This is a genomic window from Streptomyces sp. NPDC001222 (assembly GCF_042896945.1).
Classification (GTDB): domain Bacteria; phylum Actinomycetota; class Actinomycetes; order Streptomycetales; family Streptomycetaceae; genus Streptomyces; species Streptomyces gibsoniae.
In genome coordinates this window covers 645,257-667,181 of sequence record NZ_JBIAXT010000001.1, presented here as the reverse complement: position 1 = coordinate 667,181, position 21,925 = coordinate 645,257, and the positions used below count along the sequence as shown (strand labels likewise).

General features: G+C 70.5%; 21 protein-coding genes and 2 pseudogenes. 8 read left to right on the top strand and 15 right to left on the bottom strand.

The genetic code is table 11. The features are described 5' to 3' along the window. Window positions 1-415: 415 nt before the first annotated feature. The 3 genes and pseudogenes from ACFY2Z_RS03065 to ACFY2Z_RS03055 form a co-directional block, all read right to left on the bottom strand. Window positions 416-695: pseudogene (locus ACFY2Z_RS03065) on the bottom strand (DNA-3-methyladenine glycosylase); the annotation flags it as partial. 105 nt (window positions 696-800) lie between these two features. Then, window positions 801-1,412, bottom strand: a complete 612-nt coding sequence (locus ACFY2Z_RS03060; protein WP_390742402.1) for a DNA-3-methyladenine glycosylase — start codon at window positions 1,410-1,412, stop codon at window positions 801-803. Between the two features lie 14 nt (window positions 1,413-1,426). Beyond that, window positions 1,427-1,684: pseudogene (locus tag ACFY2Z_RS03055) on the bottom strand (DNA-3-methyladenine glycosylase); the annotation flags it as partial. Window positions 1,685-1,861: 177 nt separating this feature from the next. Between ACFY2Z_RS03055 and ACFY2Z_RS03050 the strand changes: the two are divergent. The 3 genes from ACFY2Z_RS03050 (at window position 1,862) to ACFY2Z_RS03040 (ending at window position 4,066) form a co-directional block, all read left to right on the top strand. Beyond that, window positions 1,862-2,647 carry a sporulation protein gene (locus tag ACFY2Z_RS03050; RefSeq protein ID WP_390742401.1) on the top strand — a complete coding sequence of 262 codons (786 nt, stop codon included), beginning with the start codon at window positions 1,862-1,864 and terminating at the stop codon, window positions 2,645-2,647. A 211-nt stretch (window positions 2,648-2,858) separates the two neighbouring features. After that, window positions 2,859-3,398, top strand: a complete 540-nt coding sequence (locus ACFY2Z_RS03045; protein WP_390742400.1) for a YbhB/YbcL family Raf kinase inhibitor-like protein — start codon at window positions 2,859-2,861, stop codon at window positions 3,396-3,398. A gap of 161 nt (window positions 3,399-3,559) precedes the next feature. After that, window positions 3,560-4,066, top strand: coding sequence for an HNH endonuclease (locus ACFY2Z_RS03040; protein WP_311698192.1), 507 nt, complete (start codon window positions 3,560-3,562; stop codon window positions 4,064-4,066). 288 nt (window positions 4,067-4,354) lie between these two features. On the opposite strand, the gene ACFY2Z_RS03035 is transcribed toward ACFY2Z_RS03040, so the two are convergent. The 3 genes from ACFY2Z_RS03035 to ACFY2Z_RS03025 all read right to left on the bottom strand — a co-directional run bounded on the left by ACFY2Z_RS03035 (window position 4,355) and on the right by ACFY2Z_RS03025 (window position 6,755). After that, on the bottom strand, window positions 4,355-5,317 hold the full coding sequence (locus ACFY2Z_RS03035) for an SPFH domain-containing protein (protein ID WP_390742399.1): 963 nt from the start codon (window positions 5,315-5,317) through the stop codon (window positions 4,355-4,357). 131 nt (window positions 5,318-5,448) lie between these two features. Further along, window positions 5,449-5,877 carry an NfeD family protein gene (locus tag ACFY2Z_RS03030; RefSeq protein ID WP_390742398.1) on the bottom strand — a complete coding sequence of 143 codons (429 nt, stop codon included), beginning with the start codon at window positions 5,875-5,877 and terminating at the stop codon, window positions 5,449-5,451. Between the two features lie 80 nt (window positions 5,878-5,957). Next, the gene (locus ACFY2Z_RS03025) at window positions 5,958-6,755 is read right to left on the bottom strand and encodes an ABC transporter ATP-binding protein (protein WP_390742397.1); all 798 of its coding nucleotides are present in this window, start codon (window positions 6,753-6,755) and stop codon (window positions 5,958-5,960) included. Between the two features lie 151 nt (window positions 6,756-6,906). Here ACFY2Z_RS03025 and ACFY2Z_RS03020 point away from each other — a divergent pair, with 151 nt between their 5' ends. Then, a complete protein-coding gene (locus tag ACFY2Z_RS03020; RefSeq protein ID WP_390742396.1) occupies window positions 6,907-7,689 on the top strand; it encodes a hypothetical protein in 783 nt (260 codons plus the stop codon). A 75-nt stretch (window positions 7,690-7,764) separates the two neighbouring features. On the opposite strand, the gene ACFY2Z_RS03015 is transcribed toward ACFY2Z_RS03020, so the two are convergent. From ACFY2Z_RS03015 to ACFY2Z_RS03005, 3 genes are all read right to left on the bottom strand, one after another. Beyond that, entirely contained in the window at window positions 7,765-8,010 is a 246-nt protein-coding gene (locus ACFY2Z_RS03015) for a chaplin (RefSeq protein ID WP_390742395.1), read from the bottom strand. A 119-nt stretch (window positions 8,011-8,129) separates the two neighbouring features. After that, complete coding sequence (locus ACFY2Z_RS03010; protein WP_355903185.1) at window positions 8,130-8,771, bottom strand: response regulator transcription factor; 642 nt, start codon at window positions 8,769-8,771, stop codon at window positions 8,130-8,132. Continuing rightward, window positions 8,764-9,909 carry a GAF domain-containing sensor histidine kinase gene (locus ACFY2Z_RS03005; protein ID WP_390742394.1) on the bottom strand — a complete coding sequence of 382 codons (1,146 nt, stop codon included), beginning with the start codon at window positions 9,907-9,909 and terminating at the stop codon, window positions 8,764-8,766. The genes ACFY2Z_RS03010 and ACFY2Z_RS03005 overlap by 8 nt, the downstream gene beginning before the upstream one ends. Before the next feature lie 860 nt (window positions 9,910-10,769). Between ACFY2Z_RS03005 and ACFY2Z_RS03000 the strand changes: the two genes are divergently transcribed. Further along, window positions 10,770-11,495, top strand: a complete 726-nt coding sequence (locus ACFY2Z_RS03000; RefSeq protein ID WP_390742393.1) for a transglycosylase SLT domain-containing protein — start codon at window positions 10,770-10,772, stop codon at window positions 11,493-11,495. An 86-nt stretch (window positions 11,496-11,581) separates the two neighbouring features. Here ACFY2Z_RS03000 and ACFY2Z_RS02995 read toward each other — a convergent pair whose 3' ends face one another. Further along, window positions 11,582-14,113: an FHA domain-containing protein gene (locus ACFY2Z_RS02995; RefSeq protein WP_390742392.1), complete on the bottom strand. Its 2,532-nt coding sequence runs from the start codon at window positions 14,111-14,113 to the stop codon at window positions 11,582-11,584. A gap of 240 nt (window positions 14,114-14,353) precedes the next feature. Between ACFY2Z_RS02995 and ACFY2Z_RS02990 the strand changes: the two genes are divergently transcribed. Beyond that, entirely contained in the window at window positions 14,354-16,129 is a 1,776-nt protein-coding gene (locus ACFY2Z_RS02990; protein WP_390742391.1) for a streptophobe family protein, read from the top strand. 181 nt (window positions 16,130-16,310) lie between these two features. After that, on the top strand, window positions 16,311-17,522 hold the full coding sequence (serB, locus tag ACFY2Z_RS02985; protein WP_390742390.1) for a phosphoserine phosphatase SerB: 1,212 nt from the start codon (window positions 16,311-16,313) through the stop codon (window positions 17,520-17,522). Window positions 17,523-17,617: 95 nt separating this feature from the next. On the opposite strand, the gene ACFY2Z_RS02980 is transcribed toward serB, so the two are convergent. The 4 genes from ACFY2Z_RS02980 to ACFY2Z_RS02965 all read right to left on the bottom strand — a co-directional run bounded on the left by ACFY2Z_RS02980 (window position 17,618) and on the right by ACFY2Z_RS02965 (window position 20,274). Beyond that, on the bottom strand, window positions 17,618-18,136 hold the full coding sequence (locus tag ACFY2Z_RS02980) for a SixA phosphatase family protein (RefSeq protein ID WP_390742389.1): 519 nt from the start codon (window positions 18,134-18,136) through the stop codon (window positions 17,618-17,620). Window positions 18,137-18,278: 142 nt separating this feature from the next. Next, the gene (locus tag ACFY2Z_RS02975) at window positions 18,279-18,497 is read right to left on the bottom strand and encodes a hypothetical protein (RefSeq protein WP_390742388.1); all 219 of its coding nucleotides are present in this window, start codon (window positions 18,495-18,497) and stop codon (window positions 18,279-18,281) included. Between the two features lie 173 nt (window positions 18,498-18,670). Further along, window positions 18,671-18,787 carry an SGM_5486 family transporter-associated protein gene (locus ACFY2Z_RS02970; RefSeq protein ID WP_311698178.1) on the bottom strand — a complete coding sequence of 39 codons (117 nt, stop codon included), beginning with the start codon at window positions 18,785-18,787 and terminating at the stop codon, window positions 18,671-18,673. A 149-nt stretch (window positions 18,788-18,936) separates the two neighbouring features. Further along, on the bottom strand, window positions 18,937-20,274 hold the full coding sequence (locus ACFY2Z_RS02965; protein ID WP_390742387.1) for a CynX/NimT family MFS transporter: 1,338 nt from the start codon (window positions 20,272-20,274) through the stop codon (window positions 18,937-18,939). Window positions 20,275-20,362: 88 nt separating this feature from the next. Here ACFY2Z_RS02965 and ACFY2Z_RS02960 point away from each other — a divergent pair, with 88 nt between their 5' ends. After that, window positions 20,363-21,052 carry a FadR/GntR family transcriptional regulator gene (locus ACFY2Z_RS02960; protein ID WP_390742386.1) on the top strand — a complete coding sequence of 230 codons (690 nt, stop codon included), beginning with the start codon at window positions 20,363-20,365 and terminating at the stop codon, window positions 21,050-21,052. 102 nt (window positions 21,053-21,154) lie between these two features. On the opposite strand, the gene fabI is transcribed toward ACFY2Z_RS02960, so the two are convergent. Continuing rightward, the gene (fabI, locus tag ACFY2Z_RS02955; protein WP_311698175.1) at window positions 21,155-21,922 is read right to left on the bottom strand and encodes an enoyl-ACP reductase FabI; all 768 of its coding nucleotides are present in this window, start codon (window positions 21,920-21,922) and stop codon (window positions 21,155-21,157) included. Between the last annotated feature and the right edge of the window lie 3 nt (window positions 21,923-21,925).

The window sequence follows — 21,925 nt, the reverse complement described above, 5'->3', positions numbered from 1 at the left end:
GTACTCACCCGAGAGACTCTCTCAGGCTTTCCTCCGGGCACTTCCCTTCGGTGTTCCCGACTCTATCAGATCTTTTCTCGACCCGATTTCCTCGGCGCTTTCCAGGTTCCCGCTCCCGCGTTTCCCTTTCCGGCTTTCCCGACTCTATCAGACCTTTTCGGATCCGATTCCCGGTCGGCGGGATTCGCCTTGGGTCCGGGTTTTCGGCCCGGCCTTTCGACATTCACTACGTTAGCCGATTCCCGTCGCGACTCATAATCGAGTTCCGCGGGTTTGAATTCGGACGTGCGGGCACACCGAATTCACCCTCTGCGAGGGAGGACGTGAGTAGTGGGTTGGCCGCTTCCGGCTGCTGGCGAAACGCCGTACCCGGTTCAAGCGGCTCGGGCTACCTTACGCATCTCCCAGGGGCGCGTCAACTTCGGCGTCGGCGGGGTGTGTGGGCCCGATAGGGGCTCACCGTCGGGTCGTTGGCGATCCAGAAGCGCCAGGGGTGGACCGCTCCCTCCCCGGCGACACCGGTGCGCGGACCGCTGCGTACCTGGCCGGAGGACACCGGCGTGCCCGTCAGCATGCGCAACGGGGTCTCGCCGACCGCGCACGCGCGTGCCGTCGAGCGCGCGGTCCACGTCCAGGGCCGTCGCCAGGCGCGCGGGGCCTTTGGCCAGTTCCTTGTCGTTGCGGGCCGAGAACCGACCGGCCAGGGACGCGTCACGTGCCACGCGCGCGGGCGATCACGCGTCTCCCGGCCCAACTCCGCGCCGGCTCAACGGCGAGCCGCGAGCGAGGCCTACAACGGCTCAGGCGCCGGCGGGCGGCTTGGCTCTCGGGCTCAGTCGGTACGCCGAGACCGTTGGATCATCGGCGAGGTAGAAGCGGTGCTGCCAGTCGTGGGCTTTGCTCACACCTACCCGGGGACCAACCCGGATGAGTGCGGCGGGTACCGGCTCGCCCTCGGACAGCGCGACCGAGGCGCCTGTCAGCAGGTCTGTGCCGTTGTGCTCTGCCGTGATGCCGAGCGCTTGGCAGAAGTTCCCCGGGCCCCGCGCGAGACGTGGGCTCTCGACCTTGCTCCCTCGCCGCTCGCGGGCCAGGTCCTCCCCTTCGATGACCCTGCCTGCCCGAATGAGGACAGCTGTAGCGATGCCGTCTGCCCCGGTGACGACGTTGGCGCACCAGTGGAGTCCGTGAGACCGGTAGACGTACAGGTACCCCGCAGGTCCGAACATGACGGCGTTTCGTGGCGTCCTGCCTCGGTAGGCGTGGGAGGCGGGATCGGCCGAACCGGAGTACGCCTCGGTCTCCGTGATGGTGATGCTCACGGTTCCCTCGGGGGTTTCGTGGGTGAGGATGGCGCCGAGCAGCTTGGGGGCGACTTCTTCAGCCGGGTGAGCAAGATCCATGGCCTTCATGCTGACCGCCTTGACATGCCATGGGTGAAGTAGACGTACACATGCCCGGGCGGACCGAACGTCACCTCGTTGCGGGGTGTGCGGCCGCGACAGGTATGGGAGCCGGGGTCGTTCTGGCCGTCGTAGGCCTCGACCTCCGTCAGGCGCAGTTCTATCGGGCCGTCCGGAGTGGTGCGGACTGGGATGCGGCCCAGCAGGTCGGGGGCGACCTCCAGGACGGGGCGGTCGAAGAAGTCCCCGGGCAGGGGCGTACGGTCGAGGGTCGCGATCACGCCGTACGAGCGTAGTCCAGATGGCTGCGTACCAAGGGGTGGTCAAGGGTCCTCGCCCTTGTAAGGGTGTGGCACGGAACCGGCCCGGGGCCGGATCGCGTTTGTAGGGATCAAGGATCCACGTACGCGTGCACGAAGCGGGGCGACGGATCGGACGTCGTCCGGGAGGGAAGATTCATGGGGTTCAAGCGGCTGCTCGCGAGCCTGGGGGCCGGCGGGGCGTCGGTCGAGACGGTGCTGACCGAGGGCAACGTCGTACCGGGTGGTGTGGTCCAGGGCGAGGTGCGGATCCAGGGCGGGTCCGTGAACCAGTCGATCGAGGGCCTGAACGTGGGTCTGCAGGCCAAGGTCGAGGTCGAGGGACACGACGACACGGAGTACAAGCAGAACATCGAGTTCACCAAGGTGCGGCTCGGTGGTGCCTTCGAGCTCCAGGCCGGCGCCGTGCACACCGTGCCGTTCGGGCTGGAGATCCCCTGGGAGACGCCGATCACCATGATCGACGGGCAGGCGCTGCGCGGGATGCACATCGGGGTGACCACGGAGCTGGAGATCGCGCGTGCCGTGGACTCCGGGGATCTGGACCCGATCAATGTGCATCCGCTGCCGGCACAGAAGGCGACCCTGGACGCGTTCATCCAGCTGGGCTTCCGCTTCAAGAACGCGGACATGGAGCGCGGTGTCATCCGCGGCACGCGGCAGCGGCTGCCGTTCTACCAGGAGATCGAGTTCTTCCCGCCGTCGCAGTACCGCGGGCTGAACCAGGTCGAGCTGAGCTTCGTCGCGGACGAGCGGGAGATGGACGTCATCCTGGAGATGGACAAGAAGCCGGGCCTGTTCAGCGAGGGCAGCGACTCCTATCGGGCCTTCACGGTCGGTCTGCACGACTTCCACGGCACGGACTGGGCCGGCTACCTCCACCAGTGGCTGTCGGAGGTCGGCAGCAAGCGCAGCTGGTTCTAGTGCCCCGACGGGCGAAGTTCGCCCCGTAGCGACGCCAGGCACGCCACCTCGCCGCGTGGTCGCATCACCCGGGTACATCCAGTACACGCGATGCTCCGCCTTGCGATGCACCGCACGGGACGCCGCGAGCTGTCCGGCAGACCTTCCCGGCCACAGCACTAGGCTCTGCACTTGGAACCGGATGATCCACTGATTTCTTGGAGGTGCCGAGGTGACCGACCTGAAGAGGCCGCCACTGCCGCACGACTTCCTTCCGCCCGTGCCGTCGTTCACGGTGACGAGTGAGGACGTCGAGCCGGGGGCCACACTCAAGGACGCTCAGGTCTACGCGGCTGGGAACACCTCGCCGCAGCTCCGCTGGGAGGGCTTCCCGGCCGAGACCAAGAGCTTCGCCGTGACCTGCTACGACCCGGACGCCCCGACCGGCAGCGGGTTCTGGCACTGGGTGCTGTTCGACATCCCGGTGTCGGTCACCGAGCTGCCGGCGGGCGCCGGCACCGGGAAGTTCGAGGGGCTGCCCTCGGGTGTGCACCAGGCGCGCAACGACTACGGGACGAAGGACTTCGGCGGTGCCGCGCCGCCGCCCGGGGACGGGCCGCACCGGTACGTCTTCACCGTGTACGCCGTCGACCAGGAGAAGCTCGGTCCGGACTCGGACGCCTCTCCCGCGGTGGTCGGCTTCAATCTGCGCTTCCACACGCTGGCGCGCGCCCACCTCATCGGTGAGTACGAGAACCCCGCTGAGGGCTGACACACGTCGAAGACTGACGTTCATTGAACGTTTGCCCGCCTCCGGTCTTGGAAGTGATCGGAGGCGGGCATTTTTTATTGCGTTGTCCATCTCGGCGCGCCCGTCCAGAGTTGATCCAAGCCCGCCTGGGAGTGGGCCGGTGCACACGGGAGGTGGGCTGGATGCGTGACACGCTGGTGCTGAACGCGAGCTTCGAGCCGCTGTCGACGGTGACGCTGAACCGAGCCGTCGTGCTGGTGCTGCAGGACAAGGCCGTCGTCGAGCAGGCCCACCCCGAACTCCGGATGCGGGGCGCCGATGTGGACATACCGGCGCCCCGCGTCATCAGGCTCTGCCGATATGTACGGGTGCCCTTCCGAAGACAAGCTCCATGGTCGAGGCGGGGTGTCCTGGTGCGGGACCGGCACAGGTGCGCGTACTGCGGGCGGCGGGCGACGACCGTGGACCACGTGGTGCCGCGGTCGCACGGCGGCGGCGACACCTGGCTGAACACGGTGGCCTCCTGCGCCGAGGACAACCACCGCAAGGCGAACCGCACCCCGGAGCAGGCGGGGATGCCGCTGCTGCGGCAGCCCTTCGAACCGACGCCCGCGGACGCGATGCTACTGGCGCTCGGGCACGACGAGTTCGAGGCGCTGCCGGAGTGGCTGGGACAGCCTGCGGCCTAGGACGTGTTCGAAAGCCCCGCCCGGCCCGCGACGCCTGGCACGGCACCTCGCCGCGTTGTCGGGATCGTCCGCGTACGCCCAGTGCGCGCACGACCGCTCCTCCTTGCGATGCGCGGCACCAGACGCCGCGGACCCCGCCCTTCGGCGGACGACGCTGCTTTCGAAACATGCACTAGCCCCACAGACGGCTCCATAGCGGCCGCTCGCGGGGCCGTGAGGCCAGGGGATGTGCACCGGGGCCCGCCTCCTTCGGAAGGCGGGCCCCGGTGTCGTACGACCGCTGTCGGGTCAGTCGATGGACGGGCGCTCGCGGCGCTCGGTCGCGGTGCTCGAACCGCCGCTGCCGGAGGAGCCGCCGTTGCCCGAACCGCCGCTCAGGGGACCGAAGTTGCCCATGGCGCCGGAGAGTCCCTTCAGGGCGTCGCCGATCTCACTGGGGACGATCCAGAGCTTGTTGGCGTCGCCTTCGGCGATCTTCGGGAGCATCTGGAGGTACTGGTAGGAGAGCAGCTTCTGGTCCGGGTCGCCGGCGTGGATGGCCTCGAAGACCGTACGGACGGCCTGCGCCTCACCTTCGGCGCGCAGGGCGGCGGCCTTGGCCTCACCTTCGGCACGCAGGATCTGGGACTGCTTCTCACCTTCGGCGGTGAGGATGGCGGCCTGTCGCGTACCTTCCGCGGTGAGGATCGCGGCGCGCTTGTCACGGTCGGCGCGCATCTGCTTCTCCATCGAGTCCTGGATGGAGGTCGGGGGCTCGATCGCCTTCAGCTCCACGCGGTTGACGCGGATGCCCCACTTGCCGGTGGCCTCGTCGAGGACGCCGCGCAGGGCCGCGTTGATCTCCTCACGGGAGGTCAGGGTGCGCTCCAGGTCCATGCCGCCGATGATGTTGCGGAGCGTGGTGACGGTGAGCTGCTCGATGGCCTGGATGTAGCTGGCGACCTCGTAGGTCGCGGCCCGGGCATCGGTCACCTGGTAGTAGATGACGGTGTCGATGTTGACGACCAGGTTGTCCTGGGTGATCACCGGCTGCGGCGGGAACGGCACGACCTGTTCGCGCAGGTCGATGCGGTTGCGGATCGAGTCTATGAACGGGACCACGATGTTCAGGCCCGCGTTCAGGGTGCGTGTGTAGCGGCCGAAGCGCTCGACGATGGCGGCGCTCGCCTGTGGGATGACCTGAATCGTCTTGATCAGGGCGATGAAGACCAACACCACCAGAATGATCAGGACGATGATGATCGGTTCCATCGTGATTCCCCGTACCCTTCTCCGCCTCGGCGCCTGTGGAAGATCTTATGGTTGTTGAAGATCTTGCTGGTCGAGTCTGACAGACCGTCGCGTGCCTCGTGGCCTGTTCGGTCGAGTTAAGTCCTACGAGGTCACATCACAATCGCCGTGGCTCCGTCGATGTCCACGACGTCGACTTCCTGGCCGACCTCAAAGGCGAGTTCGGCGTCGAGCGAGCGCGCCGACCAGACCTCTCCGGCGAGCTTGATCCGGCCGCCGTTGCCGTCGACGCGCTCCAGGACGAGGGCATGCCTGCCCTTCAACGCATCGATGCCGGTGGCGAGTTGGGGCCGCTGGGCGCGGTGCCGGGCGGCGATGGGCCGGACCACGGCGATGAGGGCGACGGAGACGACGGCGAAGGCCACGACCTGGAGGACGGCGTCGCCGCCCACGGCGCCGACCGCGGCGGCCGCGACGGCGCCCGCCGCGAGCATCCCGAGCTCCGGCATCGCGGTGATCACGAGCCCGATGCCGAGCCCCGCCGCGCCGATCAGCCACCACACCCACGCGTCGATGTTCACATGGTCATGGTAGGGGCGGGGCCCGGTCGCGGACAGGGCGCCTTCGGGGTTGTGCGAGCCTGTGTCAGGGGCGTTCGGGGTCAGGACAGGGGCAGACCGTGAGCGGTCCAGCGCTCGCCGACCTGCTCCACCACGAGCGGGAGGCCGAAGCACAGGGAGAGGTTGCGCGAGGTCAGTTCCAGCTCCAGCGGACCCGCGGCGAGCACCTTGCCCTGACGGATCATCAGGACATGGGTGAAGCCGGGGGCGATCTCCTCGACATGGTGGGTGACCATGATCATGGAGGGGGCGATCGGGTCGCGGGCGAGGCGGCCGAGACGGCGTACGAGGTCCTCGCGGCCGCCGAGGTCGAGACCGGCGGCGGGCTCGTCGAGCAGCAGCAGCTCGGGGTCGGACATCAGGGCGCGGGCGATGAGGGTGCGCTTGCGCTCGCCCTCGGAGAGGGTGCCGAACTTGCGGTCCAGGTACTCGCTCATGCCCAGGCGGTCGAGGAAGGCGCGGGCGCGCTGCTCGTCGACGTCCTCGTACTCCTCCTGCCAGCCGGCCGTCATGCCGTACGCGGCGGTCAGCACGGTCTGCAGGACCGTCTGGCGCTTGGGGAGCTTCTCGGTCATGGCGACGCCGGCCACGCCGATGCGCGGGCGCAGCTCGAAGACGTCGGTGCCGGGCCTGCCGAGGGTCTCGCCGAGGATGGTGGCGGTGCCCTTGGTCGGGTAGAGGTAGCTGGAGGCGACGTTCAGAAGGGTGGTCTTGCCGGCGCCGTTGGGGCCGAGGATGACCCAGCGCTCGCCCTCCTTGACCGACCAGGAGACCTGGTCCACGAGAGCCCGGCCCTCGCGGACCACGGATACGTCCTCCAGCTCCAGAACATCGCTCATGAGCGCGTTGTCTCCCCTTGCAGTGTGGCCGGTGTCGGCTCTCGCGTACGCCTGTGGGCGTGGTCCGCCACGCCGGTGGGCGGGGCCCCCATGAAATCTACGCCACTGGTCGCCCGGTCGATTCCGTAGGTCCGGTCCGTAGGGTGGAGGCATGCTCTCGGAACCACGCTCAGGTCGATTGGCCGCATGGGGGAATGCCCTGTTGGCCGGATTTGTCTCGCCGGACGACGCCGCGTCCGCCATCGTCGGGGAGGACGCGGTGCACCGGGTGGAGGGGCTGCCGGGTGAGTCGGCGCCCGTCGGTCTCACCCTCGCCCTGGGGCGGCTGCGCACGCTCGGGGTGACGGGTCTGCGGGTGGCGCTGCCCGCGCCGGGGCATCCGCTGGGGCTGAGCGGCCCGCCGGAGTTCAACGCGCGGGCGCTGGAGGCCGAGGAGGCGGTGGTCTGTCACGGGGCCGCGTTCGGGCTGGTGCCGCAGGTCGACGAGGCGGGGCCGGACGGCGATGTGCATGTCGAGGTCGTCTGGCACTGTCTGCCGGTGCGGGAGGCGCCGCCCGCCGACGTGCCCTCGCTCGGGGAGGCCGAGCGGGAGCTGGCGGAGGCGCTGCGCGAGGCGACGGAGGTGCTCTCGCGGCTGGACGTGGCGGCGTCGGGTCCGGTGGCGGAGGCGGCGATCGACGCGTACCGGGCGCGGGCCGAGCGGGGACGGGAGGTTCTGGCACCGGGGTATCCGCCGCGGGCGGTGCGGGTGCTGGAGCTGGCCCGGCGTGTGGGGCTGCTGATCTCGGTCGCGTACGAGAACGGGCAGGGGGGCGCGGTGAGCGCCTCCGAGATGGCGGCCCGGACCCAGGCGCTGCGCCCGGTGGAGCGGACGGCCCGGCGGGCGCAGGTGGCCGCCTACAACGCGATCGTGGAGCAGCGGGAGATGCGGTGATCCGTGGCCGCACCCGAAACCGGCCTCCCGGGAGTCCCCGGGAGGCCGGTCAGGAAGAGTGGACCGTCGCCGGCGTCAGCGGTTGAGGCCCAGGTTGCCGAAGGCCGGGTTCAGGAGGCCGATCACGTTCACGGTGTTGCCGACCGCGTTGACGGGGACGTGCACCGGGACCTGGATGACGTTGCCCGACACGACGCCCGGGGAACCCACGGCCCGTCCGTCGGCGTGAGAGCCGTCGTGGGCCGAGGCGAGGCCGGCGCTGGCGGCGATCAGTCCCCCGGCCACCATGGTGACGGCTGCGGCCTTCTTCAGGTTCTTCACTTCTGAGCCCTCTCCTTGCGATCACTGCGGCAGGCGCCGCAGTACGCCTTGGAGAACGGCCGGGATCGATCGAGGATGCGCCACCCGGGGGACATACACCCGACGGTATGAAGATCCGCTCAGCCGTTAACGCCGTGGCGGACGGCCCAGAGCGCGGCCTGGGTACGGTCGGCCAGGTCCAGCTTCATCAGGATGTTGGAGACATGGGTCTTCACCGTCTTCTCCGAGAGCACCAGCGCGCGGGCGATCTCCCGGTTGGACCGCCCGTCCGCGATCAGACCCAGCACCTCCCGCTCCCGCTCCGTGAGCGAGCCGCCCCTGCCCTGGCCGGCATTGGTCTCCTCCTGGGACAGCAGCGCGCCCGCCACCTCCGGCTGGAGGAGGATGTGGCCCGCGTGCACCGACCGGATGGCTCCGGCCAGGGCATCGGGGTCCACGTCCTTGTACACATAGCCGGCGGCGCCCGCGCGCAGGGCCGGCACCACCGTGCGCTGCTCGGTGAAGCTGGTGACGATCAGCACGCGTGCGGGGTGGTCGAGTTCGCGGAGCCTGCGGAGGGCGTCGATGCCGTCCATCCCCGGCATCTTGACGTCCATGAGGATGACGTCGGGGGTCAGCTCCTGGGCGAGGGCGACTCCTTCGGCGCCGTCGGAGGCCTCTCCGACGACCTCGATGTCGTCCTGCACCTCGAGGAAGGTGCGCAGCCCCCGGCGGACGACCTGGTGGTCGTCGACGAGCAGCACCTTGATTGTGTCAGCCACCAGGGACCTCCATCTCGATGGTGGTGCCCTTCCCGGGCGCCGATTCCACGGTCAGCGTGCCGCCGACCCCGCTCGCCCGGTCGCGCATGGAGACCAGGCCGAGGTGGCGTCCCGCCCGGCGCACCGCCTGGGGCTCGAATCCGCCGCCGTCGTCCGTGACGCGCAGGACGGCGCCCGGGCCGCTCTTCTCCAGGGTCACCCCGACCCGCTGGGCGCCGGAGTGCCGCAGGGCGTTGTGCAGCGCCTCCTGGGCGACCCGCAGCAGCGCCTCCTCCTGGGCGGCCGGCAGGGCGCGGACCCCCAGGCTGACGAAGGTCACACGCGCGGTGTGGGCGCGGTCGAGGACCTGGACCTGGGTGCGCAGGGTGTTGACGAGCCCGTCCTCGTCGAGCGCGGCGGGGCGCAGCTCGACCACGGCGGCCCGCAGTTCGTCGGCGGCCTCGGCGGCGAGCGCGGCCACCTGCTGCAGCTCGCCCTTGGCCCGCTCCGGGTCCCGGTGGACCAGGGCGGCCGCCGCCTGGGCGGTGAGCCGCAGGGAGAAGAGCTTCTGGCTGACCGCGTCGTGCAGCTCGTGGGCCAGCCGGGAGCGCTCCTCGGCGATGGTCAGCTCGCGGCTGCGCTCGTAGAGGCGGGCGTTGGTGAGGGCGATCGCGGCGTGCTGGGCGAGGATCGAGAGCAGTTCCACGTCGTCCTCGGTGAAGCCGCAGCCGCCTTCCTGTCTCGCGCACCTCTTGTTGGCCAGGAACAGTGCGCCGATGGTCTCGTCGCCGTCGCGGATGGGCAGGCCGAGGAAATCGGACATCTGCGGGTGAGCGCTCGGCCAGCCCTCGAAGCGCGGGTCCTCGCGGACGTCGGCGAGCCGTTCCGTCTTCGCCTCGCGCAGCATCGCGGCGAGGATGCCGTGCTGGCGCGGGAGCGGACCGATGGCCTTCCACTGCTCCTCGGAGACACCGTCCACGACGAACTGGGCGAAGCCCCCGTGGTCGTCCGGGACGCCCAGCGCCGCATACTCCGCGTCGAGCAGCTCGCGGGCCGAGGCGACGATCGTCTTGAGGACGTCGCGCACCTCCAGATGCCTGCTCATGGCCAGCAGCGCGGAGCTCACCGCGTACAGGCCCGACCGGGGTCCATGGCTCATGACCTCACCGTACCGGCGAGATGTGACAGGGCGTATCCGCCCGCCGACCACCGTCTTCTACACCGGTGGGCCTAGGGCCTGTCGTCAAACTCGCGTCGTCGGCCCGGGGGGCGGCCGTGCGGCGTCAGGTGCGTGCTCTCGGCGGGCCGGGCTCGGACCCTCGTACTGGACGTACTCGGGTCCGAGCCCGGTGCGGCGCTGGGGGCACCGCCCGCGCGAGCGAAGCCGAGCGTGGGGGAGCGTGCATGGCGTCGCGGGGCAGGCGGGAGTTTGACGACAGGCCCTGAGGCCCGGCCTCGCCCGGGCCCGGGCCCGAAGGGCTCACGGGCCCGGGCCCGAAGGGGCTCTGCTCCTTGCGCCCGAGCCGCCACCGCCAGCTCGGGCGGCACCCCGTCTCCTCTATATGGGGTCCGCTATATGGGGTCCGCACCGCCTCCTCATGTACGGCTGCGGCCCGCACGGCGCATGCCTGCCGCACGGCCCGGATCAGCCGGGCCGACCCCCGCGATCCGCCGTGGAACCGGCCCTCACACAGAGCGTTGCTCCAGCAACTCTCGGTGAGACGTGCCCGACCCGGATGTGAGGCCGCGCATAGGACCCACATCACGTACGAATGCGCATAGGAGACAAAGAAGCCCGTGATGAACGGGGAAGACCGGAGATTTTGTCCCGTTTTGCCCTTCCTGTGTCCACTACCGGGGATCGTACGTCACGCCTTTGCCACGTGTTTTTGCGGCAGCTAAGAATTACCCCCGTCGCTCGGCGCCGCAGGGCTCTACCCGCGGCGCTTGTGCTGGAAACATCCGTCTTCCGCCGGCACCAGAAGCGACCTCCGCGCTCATACAAAGAGGTCCCTCAACATGCCCAAGAACATCACCGCTCTCCGTGCCCGCAGTCGTGAGCTCACCAAGGCCCACAAGATGTCCATCGCCGGTGTGGCCGTTCTCGGCTGCTGCGCCCTCGCGGCCACCGCCGCACCCAGCGAGGCACAGAGCAAGACCCAGGCGGCCCCCGCCGCCTCCGTCCCGGTGAAGATCGGCAACCAGCCGGCCAAGGCGATCAAGGTCAGCGTCACCGACCAGATGGCTGCCCAGTCCCTCAAGGCCGAGGCCATCGCCGCCAAGCAGACGGCCGCCGTCAAGCAGGCGCCCGTGCGGCAGGCCGTCGCGCAGCCGGTGCAGCAGCGTCCGGCCCAGCAGGCCGCGAGCCGGTCCGCGGCGCGCCCGCAGATCCAGCAGCAGGCCACTCCTGCCCCGAGGAGCTACACCAACAACCTCGACGGCTGGATCCGCCAGTCGCTCGACATCATGCACCAGAAGGGCATCCCGGGCTCGTACAACGGCCTGTACCGCAACATCATGCGGGAGTCCTCGGGCAACCCGATGGCCATCAACCTCTGGGACATCAACGCCCAGAACGGCATCCCGTCCAAGGGTCTGCTCCAGGTCATCCAGCCGACCTTCAACACGTACCACGTCGAAGGCACGTCCTGGAACATCTACGACCCGGTCGCCAACATCACCGCCGCCTGCAACTACGCGGCGCACCGGTACGGCTCGATGGACAACGTCAACAGCGCGTACTGAGGCCGGCGCGGGGCCTCTTCTCGCCTGAGAACGGAAAAGGGCGGCATCCCCTGGGGGTGCCGCCCTTCCGCGCGTCTCGGGGACGGTTACTTCCGCATGACCTCCGGCTCGTGGCGGCGCAGGAAGCGGGCCACGAGGAAGCCGCAGACCACGCCGAGCACGATCAGGGCGGCCATGTCCAGGGTCCAGGCCGACGCCGTGTGGTTCCACAGCGGATCGGTGCTGGTCGGATCGTCCGTGTTCGGGGCGATCTTGTTGAAGTCCAGCGTGGCGCCGGCGGCGGCGACCGCCCAGCGGGAAGGCATCAGGTACGAGAACTGGTTGACGCCCATCGTGCCGTTCAGCGTGAACAGGCAGCCGGTGAACACGACCTGGATGATCGCGAACATGACCAGCAGCGGCATCGTCTTCTCGGCGGTCTTCACCAGCGAGGAGATGACCAGGCCGACCATCATCGAGGTGAAGCCGAGCGCCATGACCGGCAGACACAGCTCGAACAGCGTGGCATGGCCGAGGATCAGGCCCTGGTCCGGGATCGTCCGGCTGGAGAAGCCGATCAGGCCGACCATCAGGCCCTGCAGCACGGTGATCGCGCCGAGCACGGCCACCTTGGACATCAGATACGCCGAGCGGGACAGGCCGGTGGCGCGCTCCCGCTCGTAGATGACCCGTTCCTTGATCAGTTCGCGGACGGAGTTGGCGGCGCCCGCGAAGCACGCGCCGACCGCGAGGATCAGCAGGACCGTGGTGGCCGTGCCGTTGGGGACGGGCACGCCGGTCTTCGGGTTGACCGGGTTGACCAGCAGGGTCTTGTCACTGTCGATGAGCAGGCTGACCGCGCCGAGCACCGCCGGCAGGATCACCGTCAGCGCCAGGAAGCCCTTGTCGGAGGCTATGACCGCGACATAGCGCCGGATCAGGGTGGCGAGCTGGGAGAACCAGCCCTGCGGCTTGGCCGGCTTGATCGCCTGGGGCGGCGGCATATGGACCGACTGCGGGGCCACGGCGTCGATCTCCGCGGCGTACATCTGGTAGTGCTGTGAGCCCTTCCAGCGACCCGACCAGTCGTAGTCGCGGTAGTTCTCGAAGGCGGAGAAGACATCGGCCCAGGATGCGTAGCCGAAGAAGTTCAGCGCCTCCTCCGGCGGGCCGAAGTAGGCGACGGCCCCGCCCGGCGCCATCACCAGGAGCTTGTCGCACAGGGCCAGCTCGGCCACGGAGTGGGTGACGACGAGGACCGTACGGCCGTCGTCGGCGAGACCTCGCAGCAGCTGCATGACGTCGCGGTCCATGCCCGGGTCGAGACCGGAGGTCGGCTCGTCCAGGAAGATCAGTGACGGCTTGGTGAGCAGTTCCAGAGCCACCGAGACACGCTTGCGCTGACCGCCGGAGAGCGAGGTGACCTTCTTCTCCTTGTGCACGTCCAGCTTCAGCTCGCGCAGCACCTCGTCGATGCGGGCCTCGCGCTCGGCGGCCGTGGTGTCGGCGGGGAAGCGCAGCTTGGCCGCGTACTTCAGGGCCTTCTTGACGGTCAGCTCCTTGTGCAGGATGTCGTCCTGCGGGACCAGACCGATGCGCTGGCGCAGCTCGGCGAACTGCTTGTACAGGTTCCGGTTGTCGTAGAGGACGTCGCCCTGGTTCGCGGGGCGGTAACCGGTGAGCGCCTTCAGCAGCGTCGACTTGCCGGAGCCGGACGGGCCGATGACCGCGATCAGCGACTTCTCCGGGACGCCGAAGGAGACGTCCTTGAGGATCTGCTTGCCGCCGTCGACCGTGACGGTCAGATGGCGGGCGGAGAAGGAGACCTCACCGGTGTCGACGAACTCCTCGAGTCGGTCGCCGACCAGACGGAACGTCGAGTGGCCGACGCCGACGATGTCGTTCGGGCCGAGCAGCGCCGAACCGCCCTTGCCGATCGGCATACCGTTGACGAACGTGCCGTTGTGCGAGCCCAGGTCGCGGATCTCGAAACGGCCGTCGGGCGTGGCGTGGAACTCGGCGTGGTGACGGGAGACCTGGAGGTCGGAGACGACCAGATCGTTCTCCAGCGCACGCCCGATGCGCATCACCCGGCCGAGGGCGAACTGGTGGAACGTGGTCGGGCTGCGGTCGCCGTAGGCGGGGGACGCCCCCGCGTCGGCGCCGGCACCCTGCTGCTGCGGGACGCGGGCAGCGGACTGCTGCGGCGCCTGCGGGGGAGCCGGTTGAGGTGCCTGCTGCCGGGCTGCCTGTTGCTGCGGGGCCGACTGGGCCCAGCCGGCCCCCGCGCTCTGGGCCGCGTACGGCTGCTGCCGCGGCCCGGCTTGCGGGGCGGCCACTGCGGTCGCGGCATTGGACAGACTCAGTCCGGGCCCGTCGGTCGCGTTGCCGAGGTGCACGGTCGTGCCCGCGCCGATCTCCAGCTGCTGGATGCGCCGGCCCCCGACGAACGTGCCGTTGGTGCTCCCCCGGTCCTCGAGGATCCAACTGCGGCCGTTCCAGCTGATCGTGGCGTGGCGCCAGGAGACCCTGGCGTCCTCGAGCACGATGTCCCCCTCCGGATCACGTCCGAGGGCATACGGCCTGGACGCGTCGAGCGTCCAGGTGCGTCCATTGAATTCCACTACGAGTTCAGGCACTCCATGCCCCACTGAGTTGTCCCCCGAGTTACCCCCATCACGGGGAGTGTAGGGATGTCGAACATCGTGGGGAACTATTTCAGGCTCAGCGCTCTGACTGAAAGTCGGGCCTTGTGACAGGCGTGAACGGGCGTTTCGGTGCGCGCCGTTGACGGAGCTTAAACCCGGCCGGAGAGTGGTAATCCGACGCGAGAGGGACATCCGCGGTGGAACGCCGCGGGGCGGACCGGGGGGCTGGCGATGGGCGACAAGACCGCGAAGGGCGGTGGGAGGCTGCCCTGGACGGATCTGCTGCTGTCCGCGATCGCCTCCGTGAGCTGGGCGTTGATCGGCATGACCGGGACGGCGGCGCTCGGGCTGCATCTGCTCCAGGCGGATGCGGCCGGCTCGCTCGGGCCGATGACTGCGGCCCTCGTGACGCTGGGTGTGAACGGGTCGGTCCGGCCGTCCGGGGACGTGTCGGCGTTCGGTCTGAAGGGGGCCGAGACGACGACCGCCGTCGACATCACGCCACTGGGCGTCGGTCTGGTGGGTGCGCTGCTGCTGTCGTGGTTCTTCCTGCGTTCCCTGCGGGCGGCGGGAGCGGTCGTCGCCCCGTCGGAACTCCTCGCACGCGTGGGTGCGGTGGTGGGGTTGTTCGTCGCGATGCTGGGCGGCCTCGCCTGGGTCGGCCACGACGTGGTCACCCTCGACGGGAGCTCGCTCGGGCTGGACAGACTGCCGGGCGGCGGGGGCGGGGGCGGCATCGACGTCCCGGGACTCGGGAACATCGGCGGGCTGCTGCCGGACCGGATCGGGGACCTCGTCCGGGCGAAGGCCTCGGTCGGCTTCAGCGTCGATACGGTGCCCACACTGCTCGGGGGCGCCGCATGGGCGGCGGGTGTCCTGGTGATCGCGCTGCTCGCGTCCCGGCGCACGCCCCTGCCCCGAGGCTGGGACGCCGTGCACCGGGTCGTCCGCCCGGCCGCGTCGTCGCTGGTGACGGTCGCGCTGGTCGCCGTGGTCGCCGGTCTCGCGGCGGCGGCGTACGCGGCGGTCGGCGACGACCATCCGGCGCGGATCGCGGGGGCGGCGCTGCTCGGGGCGCCCAACGGGGTGTGGCTGGCGGTCCCGCTCGGCCTGTTCGTCCCGTGGGACGGCACGGCGTCGGGCGCGCTGGCGACCGTGCTGCCGTATCCGCTGGACCGGCTGCTCGGCGTGCGGACGCAGCAGCCGGTGACGCTGGACCGGCTGGCCGGGCTGGACGGCAGGGTGTGGCTGCTGGCGGTGGCCGCGGCGCTCATGATGCTGTTCGCCGGTGTGCTGACGGCGGTGCGTACGCCTCTCGTACGAGCCGGGGATGCCGCGGCCGTACCGGGCACGACCGGCTCTGTCGTACGGGCCCCGGGTCCCCTCGGCTTCGCAGGGCGCTGTGCGCTTCGGCTCGGGATCGCGACGGCGGTGGTGCTGCCGTTCCTCGCCTGGCTGACGGAGGTGTCGGTGGACGCCTCGCTGTCCGTGTTCGGATTCGACGCGTTCGGCGCCGGGATCGAACTGCACGGGCACCTCGGCGCGGCGTTGTTGCTGGGCGCGGCGTGGGGTGCGGGCGCCGGGGCGGCCGGGGCTCTGCCGGCGTGGGCGACCGGGGCGGCGGGGAGCCGGGCGGCGCCCCTGGCACGAGGTGACACGACGTCGCGGGCGACCGTCGCACCCCCGTTCGCACCACGCCCGGCCGGTCCCTACGCTCCGGGCAGTCCCTACCGTCCCCCGAACCCGGACACCAATCCCTATCTACGGCTGCCGGAGCAGCTCCGTGAGCCGGAGGACGCACGGCCCGAGCCGCCGGACGGGGGCACGCGGCCCGGCGGCGACGGCGTGTACGGGGCGCCCACGGTGATCGGGCCGATCGAGCGACCCGCCTCGCCGCCCGGACGCCGTCCCCGGGGGACACTGCCGCCCTCGGACCCTGGACCGCCCCCGCCGCCTCCCCCGCCCCCTGCGTCTCCGCCACCCGAGCGGCCCCGGAGGCGCGGCTGACCGGCCTACGAGGGCCCGCCTCCCCGGGCGCGGGCCCGCGCGCAGGCCCGCGCGCCCGCCCCGTCCTGCGTCTTCGTCACCGGGCCAGCCGTTCGTCACCCGCCCGCCATCCACTGTTCCGTGTCCGCTAGACGGACCGGGCACGCGGTCGGCACTGGGTGCCGGATACGGTGGAAACACCATGAGCGCTTCGCAGACCACCGACGCCCCGACCCTCCTTGTCAAGATCTTCGGCAAGGACCGGCCCGGCCTGACGGCCGGACTGTTCGACACCCTGGCCGCCTACAGCGTCGACGTCGTCGACATCGAGCAGGTCGTCACCCGGGGCCGGATGGTGTTGTGCGTCCTCGTCACGATGCCCCCGTCCGGGGTGGAGGGTGATCTTCGGGCGACCGTCCACAGTTGGGCGGAGTCCATGAAGATGCAGGCGGAGATCATCTCCGGGATCGGCGACAACCGTCCGCGCGGCCTCGGACGTTCCCTGGTCACGGTGCTCGGCCATCCGCTCACCGCCGAGTCGACGGCCGCCATCGCCGCCCGTATCGCCGACACAGGCGGCAACATCGACCGTATCTTCCGGCTCGCCAAGTACCCGGTGACGGCTGTCGAGTTCGCCGTGTCCGGTGTGGAGACCGAGCCGCTGCGCACCGCCCTGGTGACCGATGCCGCGGCACTCGGTGTCGACGTCGCCGTCGTCGCGGCCGGTCTGCACCGGCGGGCCCAGCGTCTGGTCGTCATGGACGTGGACTCGACGCTCATCCAGGACGAGGTCATCGAGCTGTTCGCCGCGCACGCCGGGTGCGAGGCGGAGGTGGCCGAGGTGACGGCGGCCGCCATGCGCGGCGAGCTGGACTTCGAGCAGTCGCTGCACGCACGCGTGGCGCTGCTCAAGGGGCTGGACGCGTCGGTGATCGACAAGGTGCGTGCCGAGGTGCGGCTCACTCCGGGCGCGCGCACCTTGATCCGCACGCTGAAACGACTCGGCTTCCAGGTGGGTGTCGTCTCCGGCGGCTTCACCCAGGTCACGGACGACCTCAAGGAGCGGCTCGGCCTGGACTTCGCGCAGGCCAACACGCTGGAGATCGTCGACGGAAAACTGACCGGCAAGGTCGTCGGCGAGATCGTGGACCGGGCGGGCAAGGCGCGGCTGCTGCGCCGGTTCGCCGCCGAGGCGGGTGTGCCGCTGGCGCAGACCGTGGCGATCGGGGACGGGGCCAACGACCTCGACATGCTGAACGCGGCCGGCCTGGGCGTCGCCTTCAACGCCAAGCCCGTGGTCCGCGAGGCCGCGCACACCGCCGTGAACTTCCCCTTCCTGGACACCGTCCTGTATCTGCTCGGTGTCACCCGGGAAGAGGTCGAGGCGGCGGACATACACGACGACATCCTCTGAGGGCCCTGAGCCGCACGGCGTCTCCGAGGGCCTCGGACTCCGCCGGGGGTCGGCACCGTCACCGGTGCCGGCCCCCGCTGCCGTCCGTGAGGGGGTTACTCGCTCGGCGCCCAGAAGTCGAGCAGGGTGGCCGTGCCCGGCTCCAGTGACTTCCAGGAGCCGTCGAGGGAGAGCACGACGAAGCCTGCGGCGGGGAAGCCGCGTCGGCCCATCCGCTCGGCGGCCTCGTCCTCGGCTGCTCCCGCAAGGACCTCGGCGAGACCGTGGATGCCCGGATTGTGGCCGATCAGGACCATGTTCTGGACGTCGTCCGGGGTCTCGTTGACCACGGCGATCAGCTCGCCGGGCGAAGCGTCGTAGATCCGCTCCTCATAGATGGTTTTCGGCCGGTGCGGAAGCTCCTGGACCGCGAGCTTCCAGGTCTCCCGGGTCCGTGTCGCTGTGGAGCAGAGGGCCAGGTCGAGGAGGATGCCGGTGTCGGCCAGCTTGCGGCCGGCGACGGCCGCGTCCTTGCGGCCCCGGTCTGCGAGGGGCCGCTCATGGTCGGCCACCTGCGGCCAGTCGGCCTTCGCATGCCGGAAGAGGACAATCCTGCGAGGTTCTGCGGAGCTCATGGGTCCCAGCTTTGCATGAAAGAGGCCGGGGAGCGCAGGCAGTTGACCTCGTCGGAAGCACACCCGCGGCCGGGCGTCCGACCAGGCCCTTCCGGGGCCCACCTCGGCAGACGCGGGCCGTCACCGGCGGGCGTCGGAGGCGTCACCGCGCGTGGTGGGTGATCGTCTGCTGGATCCGCTCGACGAGATGGCCGAGAGCGGGGTCACCACCCGCCCGCGCGTCCGCCGGATTGAGTATCAGCGCCAGCAGCAGCACGAAGGCCAGCGTGGGCAGCGCGAGGGCCCACCAGGGCAGTCGCATGTCGATGCCGCCCGGGCCCGTGGGCGCCGGGTGGGGCCGAGGGTGTGCAGGGGCCGACATGGGTGCCTCCGTGGGTCTTCGAACGGTCCGTGGTCCGCTGTTCGCGGACACATCTCGAAGGTAGGGATTCGGAGGCCGTCAACCCATCCGGTGATCCACCCACTTGACCCTGACACTCACCCCCTAAGGGTTGCGGGGGACAACCCCCGCCCGGGGGCTGGGGGCACCCCCCGTCAGGGTGAGGCGATCGTGGCGATGATGGCGATGATCACGAAGATGGCGAAGAACGCGCCGAAGACGAGCAGCATCTTCTTCTGGCCGTTCTGGGGATTCGGGTCGAGCACGGGCATACGGTCAGTTTCGCACCCCTCCCCCGCCCCTCTTCCGGCGGGGTCGCCACCCACCGGCGGACCGCACCCGGCGGGTTCGCCCGGCCGGTTCGTGCCCGGCCGGTTCGTGCCCGGTCCACGCACTCCGGGTCCCAAGATCACCCCCTCCTTCAGCGCACCGCCTCGTCCTCCACCGTCCGGTCGCGGCCCGCCAGGACGCCCACCGCGACCTGCGGGACCATCAGCCCGGCCATCAGGGCGAGCGGCAGGCCCCAGCCGCCGCTGTGCTGGTAGAGGACGCCCACCAGCAGCGGCCCCGGGATCGACAGCAGATAGCCGGTGCTCTGCGCGAAGGCCGACAGTTTGGCCACGCCCGCGCTCGTCCGGGCCCGCATGCCCACCATGGTCAGGGCCAGGGGGAAGGAGCAGTTGGCGATCCCGAGCAGCAGCGCCCAGGCCCAGGCGCCGGCCGCCGGGGCCCAGTACAAGCCCGCGTACCCGGCGAGACCGCAGATGCCGAGCACCACCGCGATCGGCCCCTGGTGCGGCAGCCGGGTGGCCAGCCGCGGGATGACGAAGGCGAGGGGCACGCCCATCGCCATGGTGACGGCCAGCAGCACTCCGGCCGCGCCCGCGGACACCCCGGCGTCACGGAAGATCTGCGCCATCCAGCCCATCGTGATGTAGGCGGCCGTGGCCTGGAGCCCGAAGAAGACGGCCAGCGCCCATGCGGTGCGGCTCCGGGTGATCCGCAGCCCGTCGGGTTCGCCCCGGTCGGTGTCGGCGGCGGGGGCGCTCTGCGCGGAACGGGCGCCGCGCGCGCGGACGAACGGGATCCACGGCAGCACGGCCGCCGCCGACAGCGCCGCCCAGAGCGCGAGACCCGACTGCCAGTGACCGCCCAGTGCGTCGGTCAGGGGGACCGTGGCCGCCGCCGCGGCGGACGTGCCCAGGGCGAGCGCCATCGAGTACAGGCCGGTCATCGAACCCACCCGGTCCGGGAACCAGCGCTTGACGATCACCGGCATCAGGACGTTGCTGACGGCGATGCCCATCAGGGCGAGTGCGCTGGCGGCCAGGAAGCCCGCGGTGCTCCCGGTGTAGGGGCGGATCACGAGCCCGGCGGTGATCGCGACCATTCCGGCGCAGACCACGGCGCCGGGGCCGAGGCGGCGGGCCAGCCGGGGGGCCATGACGCCGAAGACGGCGAAGCACAGCGGGGGGACGGAGGTCAGCAGTCCGGCGACACTGCCGCTCATGCCGAGCCCGTCGCGCACCTCTTCGAGGAGGGCGCCGAAGCTGGTGATGGCGGGCCGCAGGTTGAGCGCGGTGAGCACGACGCCGACGACCAGCACACGCGTGGTCCACGTGTGCGTGCCGGCCGCCCCGCCCCCGGGGCGCGCGCCCGCGCCGTCGTGTGCGGGGGCGGAGCCGGGGACCGGTGTGGACGTGGGGGCAGGTGCGGACGTCGCCGTCCCGGTCTCATCGAAAGCCATAGGGCTCATCATAGAATCATAGGATGAATCCGAGGCCACTTCCCTTGCGTTACGCTCCGGATACCCCGGCCCCGCAACCAGGCCCGCACGAAGGACCGTCATGCCGCTGAGCCACCCCCGCCGATCCGCGTTGTCCGAACAGGTCATCGCCGAACTGCGGAACCAGATCACCTCGGGCGAATGGCCGGTGGGCTCCCGGATCCCGACCGAGACCGAGCTGGTCGACCAGCTCGGGGTCGCGCGGAACACGGTCCGTGAGGCCGTCCGCGCGCTCGCGCACAACGGTCTGCTGGACATCCGCCAGGGATCGGGCACCTATGTGGCGGCGACCAGCGAGCTGGCGGGCGTGATGCACCGGCGGTTCGCCGACGCCGACCCCACCCACGTCGCCGAGCTGCGCTCCACCCTGGAGTCGGGTGCCGCGCAGCTGGCCGCCGAGCGGCGCACCGAGCGCGACCTCAAGCAGCTGGACGCGCTTCTGCTGCGTCGTGAGGAGGCCTGGGAGTCCGGGCACGCGGAGGCGTTCGTGACCGCCGACGCCACGTTCCACATGGCCGTGGTGGCGGCGTCCCACAACGACGTCATGACGGCGATGTACGCGGACCTGGGCGAGGTGCTGCGGGACTGGCTGCGTGACGACGTCGGCGGGGAGCTCACGCCGGAGACGTACATGGACCACACGGGGCTGGTGGACGCGATCCGCGCGGGCGACGCCGCCGCGGCGGCCGCGGAGGCTGCGAGCTATCCGTTCATGTGCCGCCCCGGCCGGTCGCAGGCCGCGAAGGGCTGACCGAACGGATGATGCCCCGCTCCCCGCGCACAGCGGGAAACGGGGCATCGACCTCGTACGACGGGAGCCTGAGCCGCACAGGCGGCGTCGGCCCGTGGCGGCTCAGGCGCCGATGGCGTGCAGACCGCCGTCCACGTGGATGATCTCGCCGGTGGTCTTCGGGAACCAGTCGCTCAGCAGGGCGACGATGCCCCGGCCTGCCGGCTCCGGGTCCTTCAGGTCCCACTCCAGCGGAGAGCGGTTGTCCCACACGGAGGCCAGCTCGCCGAAGCCCGGGATGGACTTGGCGGCCATGGAGCCGAGCGGGCCCGCGGAGATCAGGTTGCAGCGGATGTTCTGCTTGCCCAGGTCACGCGCGATGTAGCGGCTGGTGGCCTCCAGGGCGGCCTTGGCCGGACCCATCCAGTCGTACTGCGGCCAGGCGAACTGCGCGTCGAAGGTGAGGCCGACGACCGAGCCGCCGTTCTGCATCAGCGGCAGGCAGGCCATGGTCAGCGACTTCAGGGAGTACGCCGAGACGTGCATGGCGGTGGCCACGGACTCGAACGGCGTGTTCAGGAAGTTGCCGCCGAGCGCGTCCTGCGGCGCGAAGCCGATGGAGTGGACGACGCCGTCGAGGCCGCCCAGCTCCTCACCGACGATGTCGGCCAGACGCCCGAGGTGCTCGTCGTTGGTGACGTCGAGCTCGATGACCTTGGTGGGCTTGGGGAGCTTCTTGGCGATGCGCTCGGTCAGCGTGGGCCGCGGGAAGGCGGTCAGGATGATCTCGGCGCCCTGCTCCTGGGCCAGCTTGGCGGCGTGGAAGGCGATGGAGGACTCCATCAGCACACCGGAGATCAGGACGCGCTTGCCCTCGAGAATTCCGCTCATGGT

Excerpts from the sequence above, each read along its gene's own strand:
- ACFY2Z_RS03060 (WP_390742402.1), bottom strand. The coding sequence starts at position 1,412 with ATGAAGGCCATGGATCTTGCTCACCCGGCTGAAGAAGTCGCCCCCAAG.
- ACFY2Z_RS03050 (WP_390742401.1), top strand. The coding sequence starts at position 1,862 with ATGGGGTTCAAGCGGCTGCTCGCGAGCCTGGGGGCCGGCGGGGCGTCG.
- ACFY2Z_RS03040 (WP_311698192.1), top strand. The coding sequence starts at position 3,560 with ATGCGTGACACGCTGGTGCTGAACGCGAGCTTCGAGCCGCTGTCGACG.
- ACFY2Z_RS03035 (WP_390742399.1), bottom strand. The coding sequence starts at position 5,317 with ATGGAACCGATCATCATCGTCCTGATCATTCTGGTGGTGTTGGTCTTC.
- ACFY2Z_RS03025 (WP_390742397.1), bottom strand. The coding sequence starts at position 6,755 with ATGAGCGATGTTCTGGAGCTGGAGGACGTATCCGTGGTCCGCGAGGGC.
- ACFY2Z_RS03020 (WP_390742396.1), top strand. The coding sequence starts at position 6,907 with ATGCTCTCGGAACCACGCTCAGGTCGATTGGCCGCATGGGGGAATGCC.
- ACFY2Z_RS03005 (WP_390742394.1), bottom strand. The coding sequence starts at position 9,909 with ATGAGCCATGGACCCCGGTCGGGCCTGTACGCGGTGAGCTCCGCGCTG.
- ACFY2Z_RS03000 (WP_390742393.1), top strand. The coding sequence starts at position 10,770 with ATGCCCAAGAACATCACCGCTCTCCGTGCCCGCAGTCGTGAGCTCACC.
- ACFY2Z_RS02990 (WP_390742391.1), top strand. The coding sequence starts at position 14,354 with ATGGGCGACAAGACCGCGAAGGGCGGTGGGAGGCTGCCCTGGACGGAT.
- serB (WP_390742390.1), top strand. The coding sequence starts at position 16,311 with ATGAGCGCTTCGCAGACCACCGACGCCCCGACCCTCCTTGTCAAGATC.
- ACFY2Z_RS02980 (WP_390742389.1), bottom strand. The coding sequence starts at position 18,136 with ATGAGCTCCGCAGAACCTCGCAGGATTGTCCTCTTCCGGCATGCGAAG.
- ACFY2Z_RS02975 (WP_390742388.1), bottom strand. The coding sequence starts at position 18,497 with ATGTCGGCCCCTGCACACCCTCGGCCCCACCCGGCGCCCACGGGCCCG.
- ACFY2Z_RS02970 (WP_311698178.1), bottom strand. The coding sequence starts at position 18,787 with ATGCCCGTGCTCGACCCGAATCCCCAGAACGGCCAGAAGAAGATGCTG.
- ACFY2Z_RS02965 (WP_390742387.1), bottom strand. The coding sequence starts at position 20,274 with ATGATGAGCCCTATGGCTTTCGATGAGACCGGGACGGCGACGTCCGCA.
- ACFY2Z_RS02960 (WP_390742386.1), top strand. The coding sequence starts at position 20,363 with ATGCCGCTGAGCCACCCCCGCCGATCCGCGTTGTCCGAACAGGTCATC.
- fabI (WP_311698175.1), bottom strand. The coding sequence starts at position 21,922 with ATGAGCGGAATTCTCGAGGGCAAGCGCGTCCTGATCTCCGGTGTGCTG.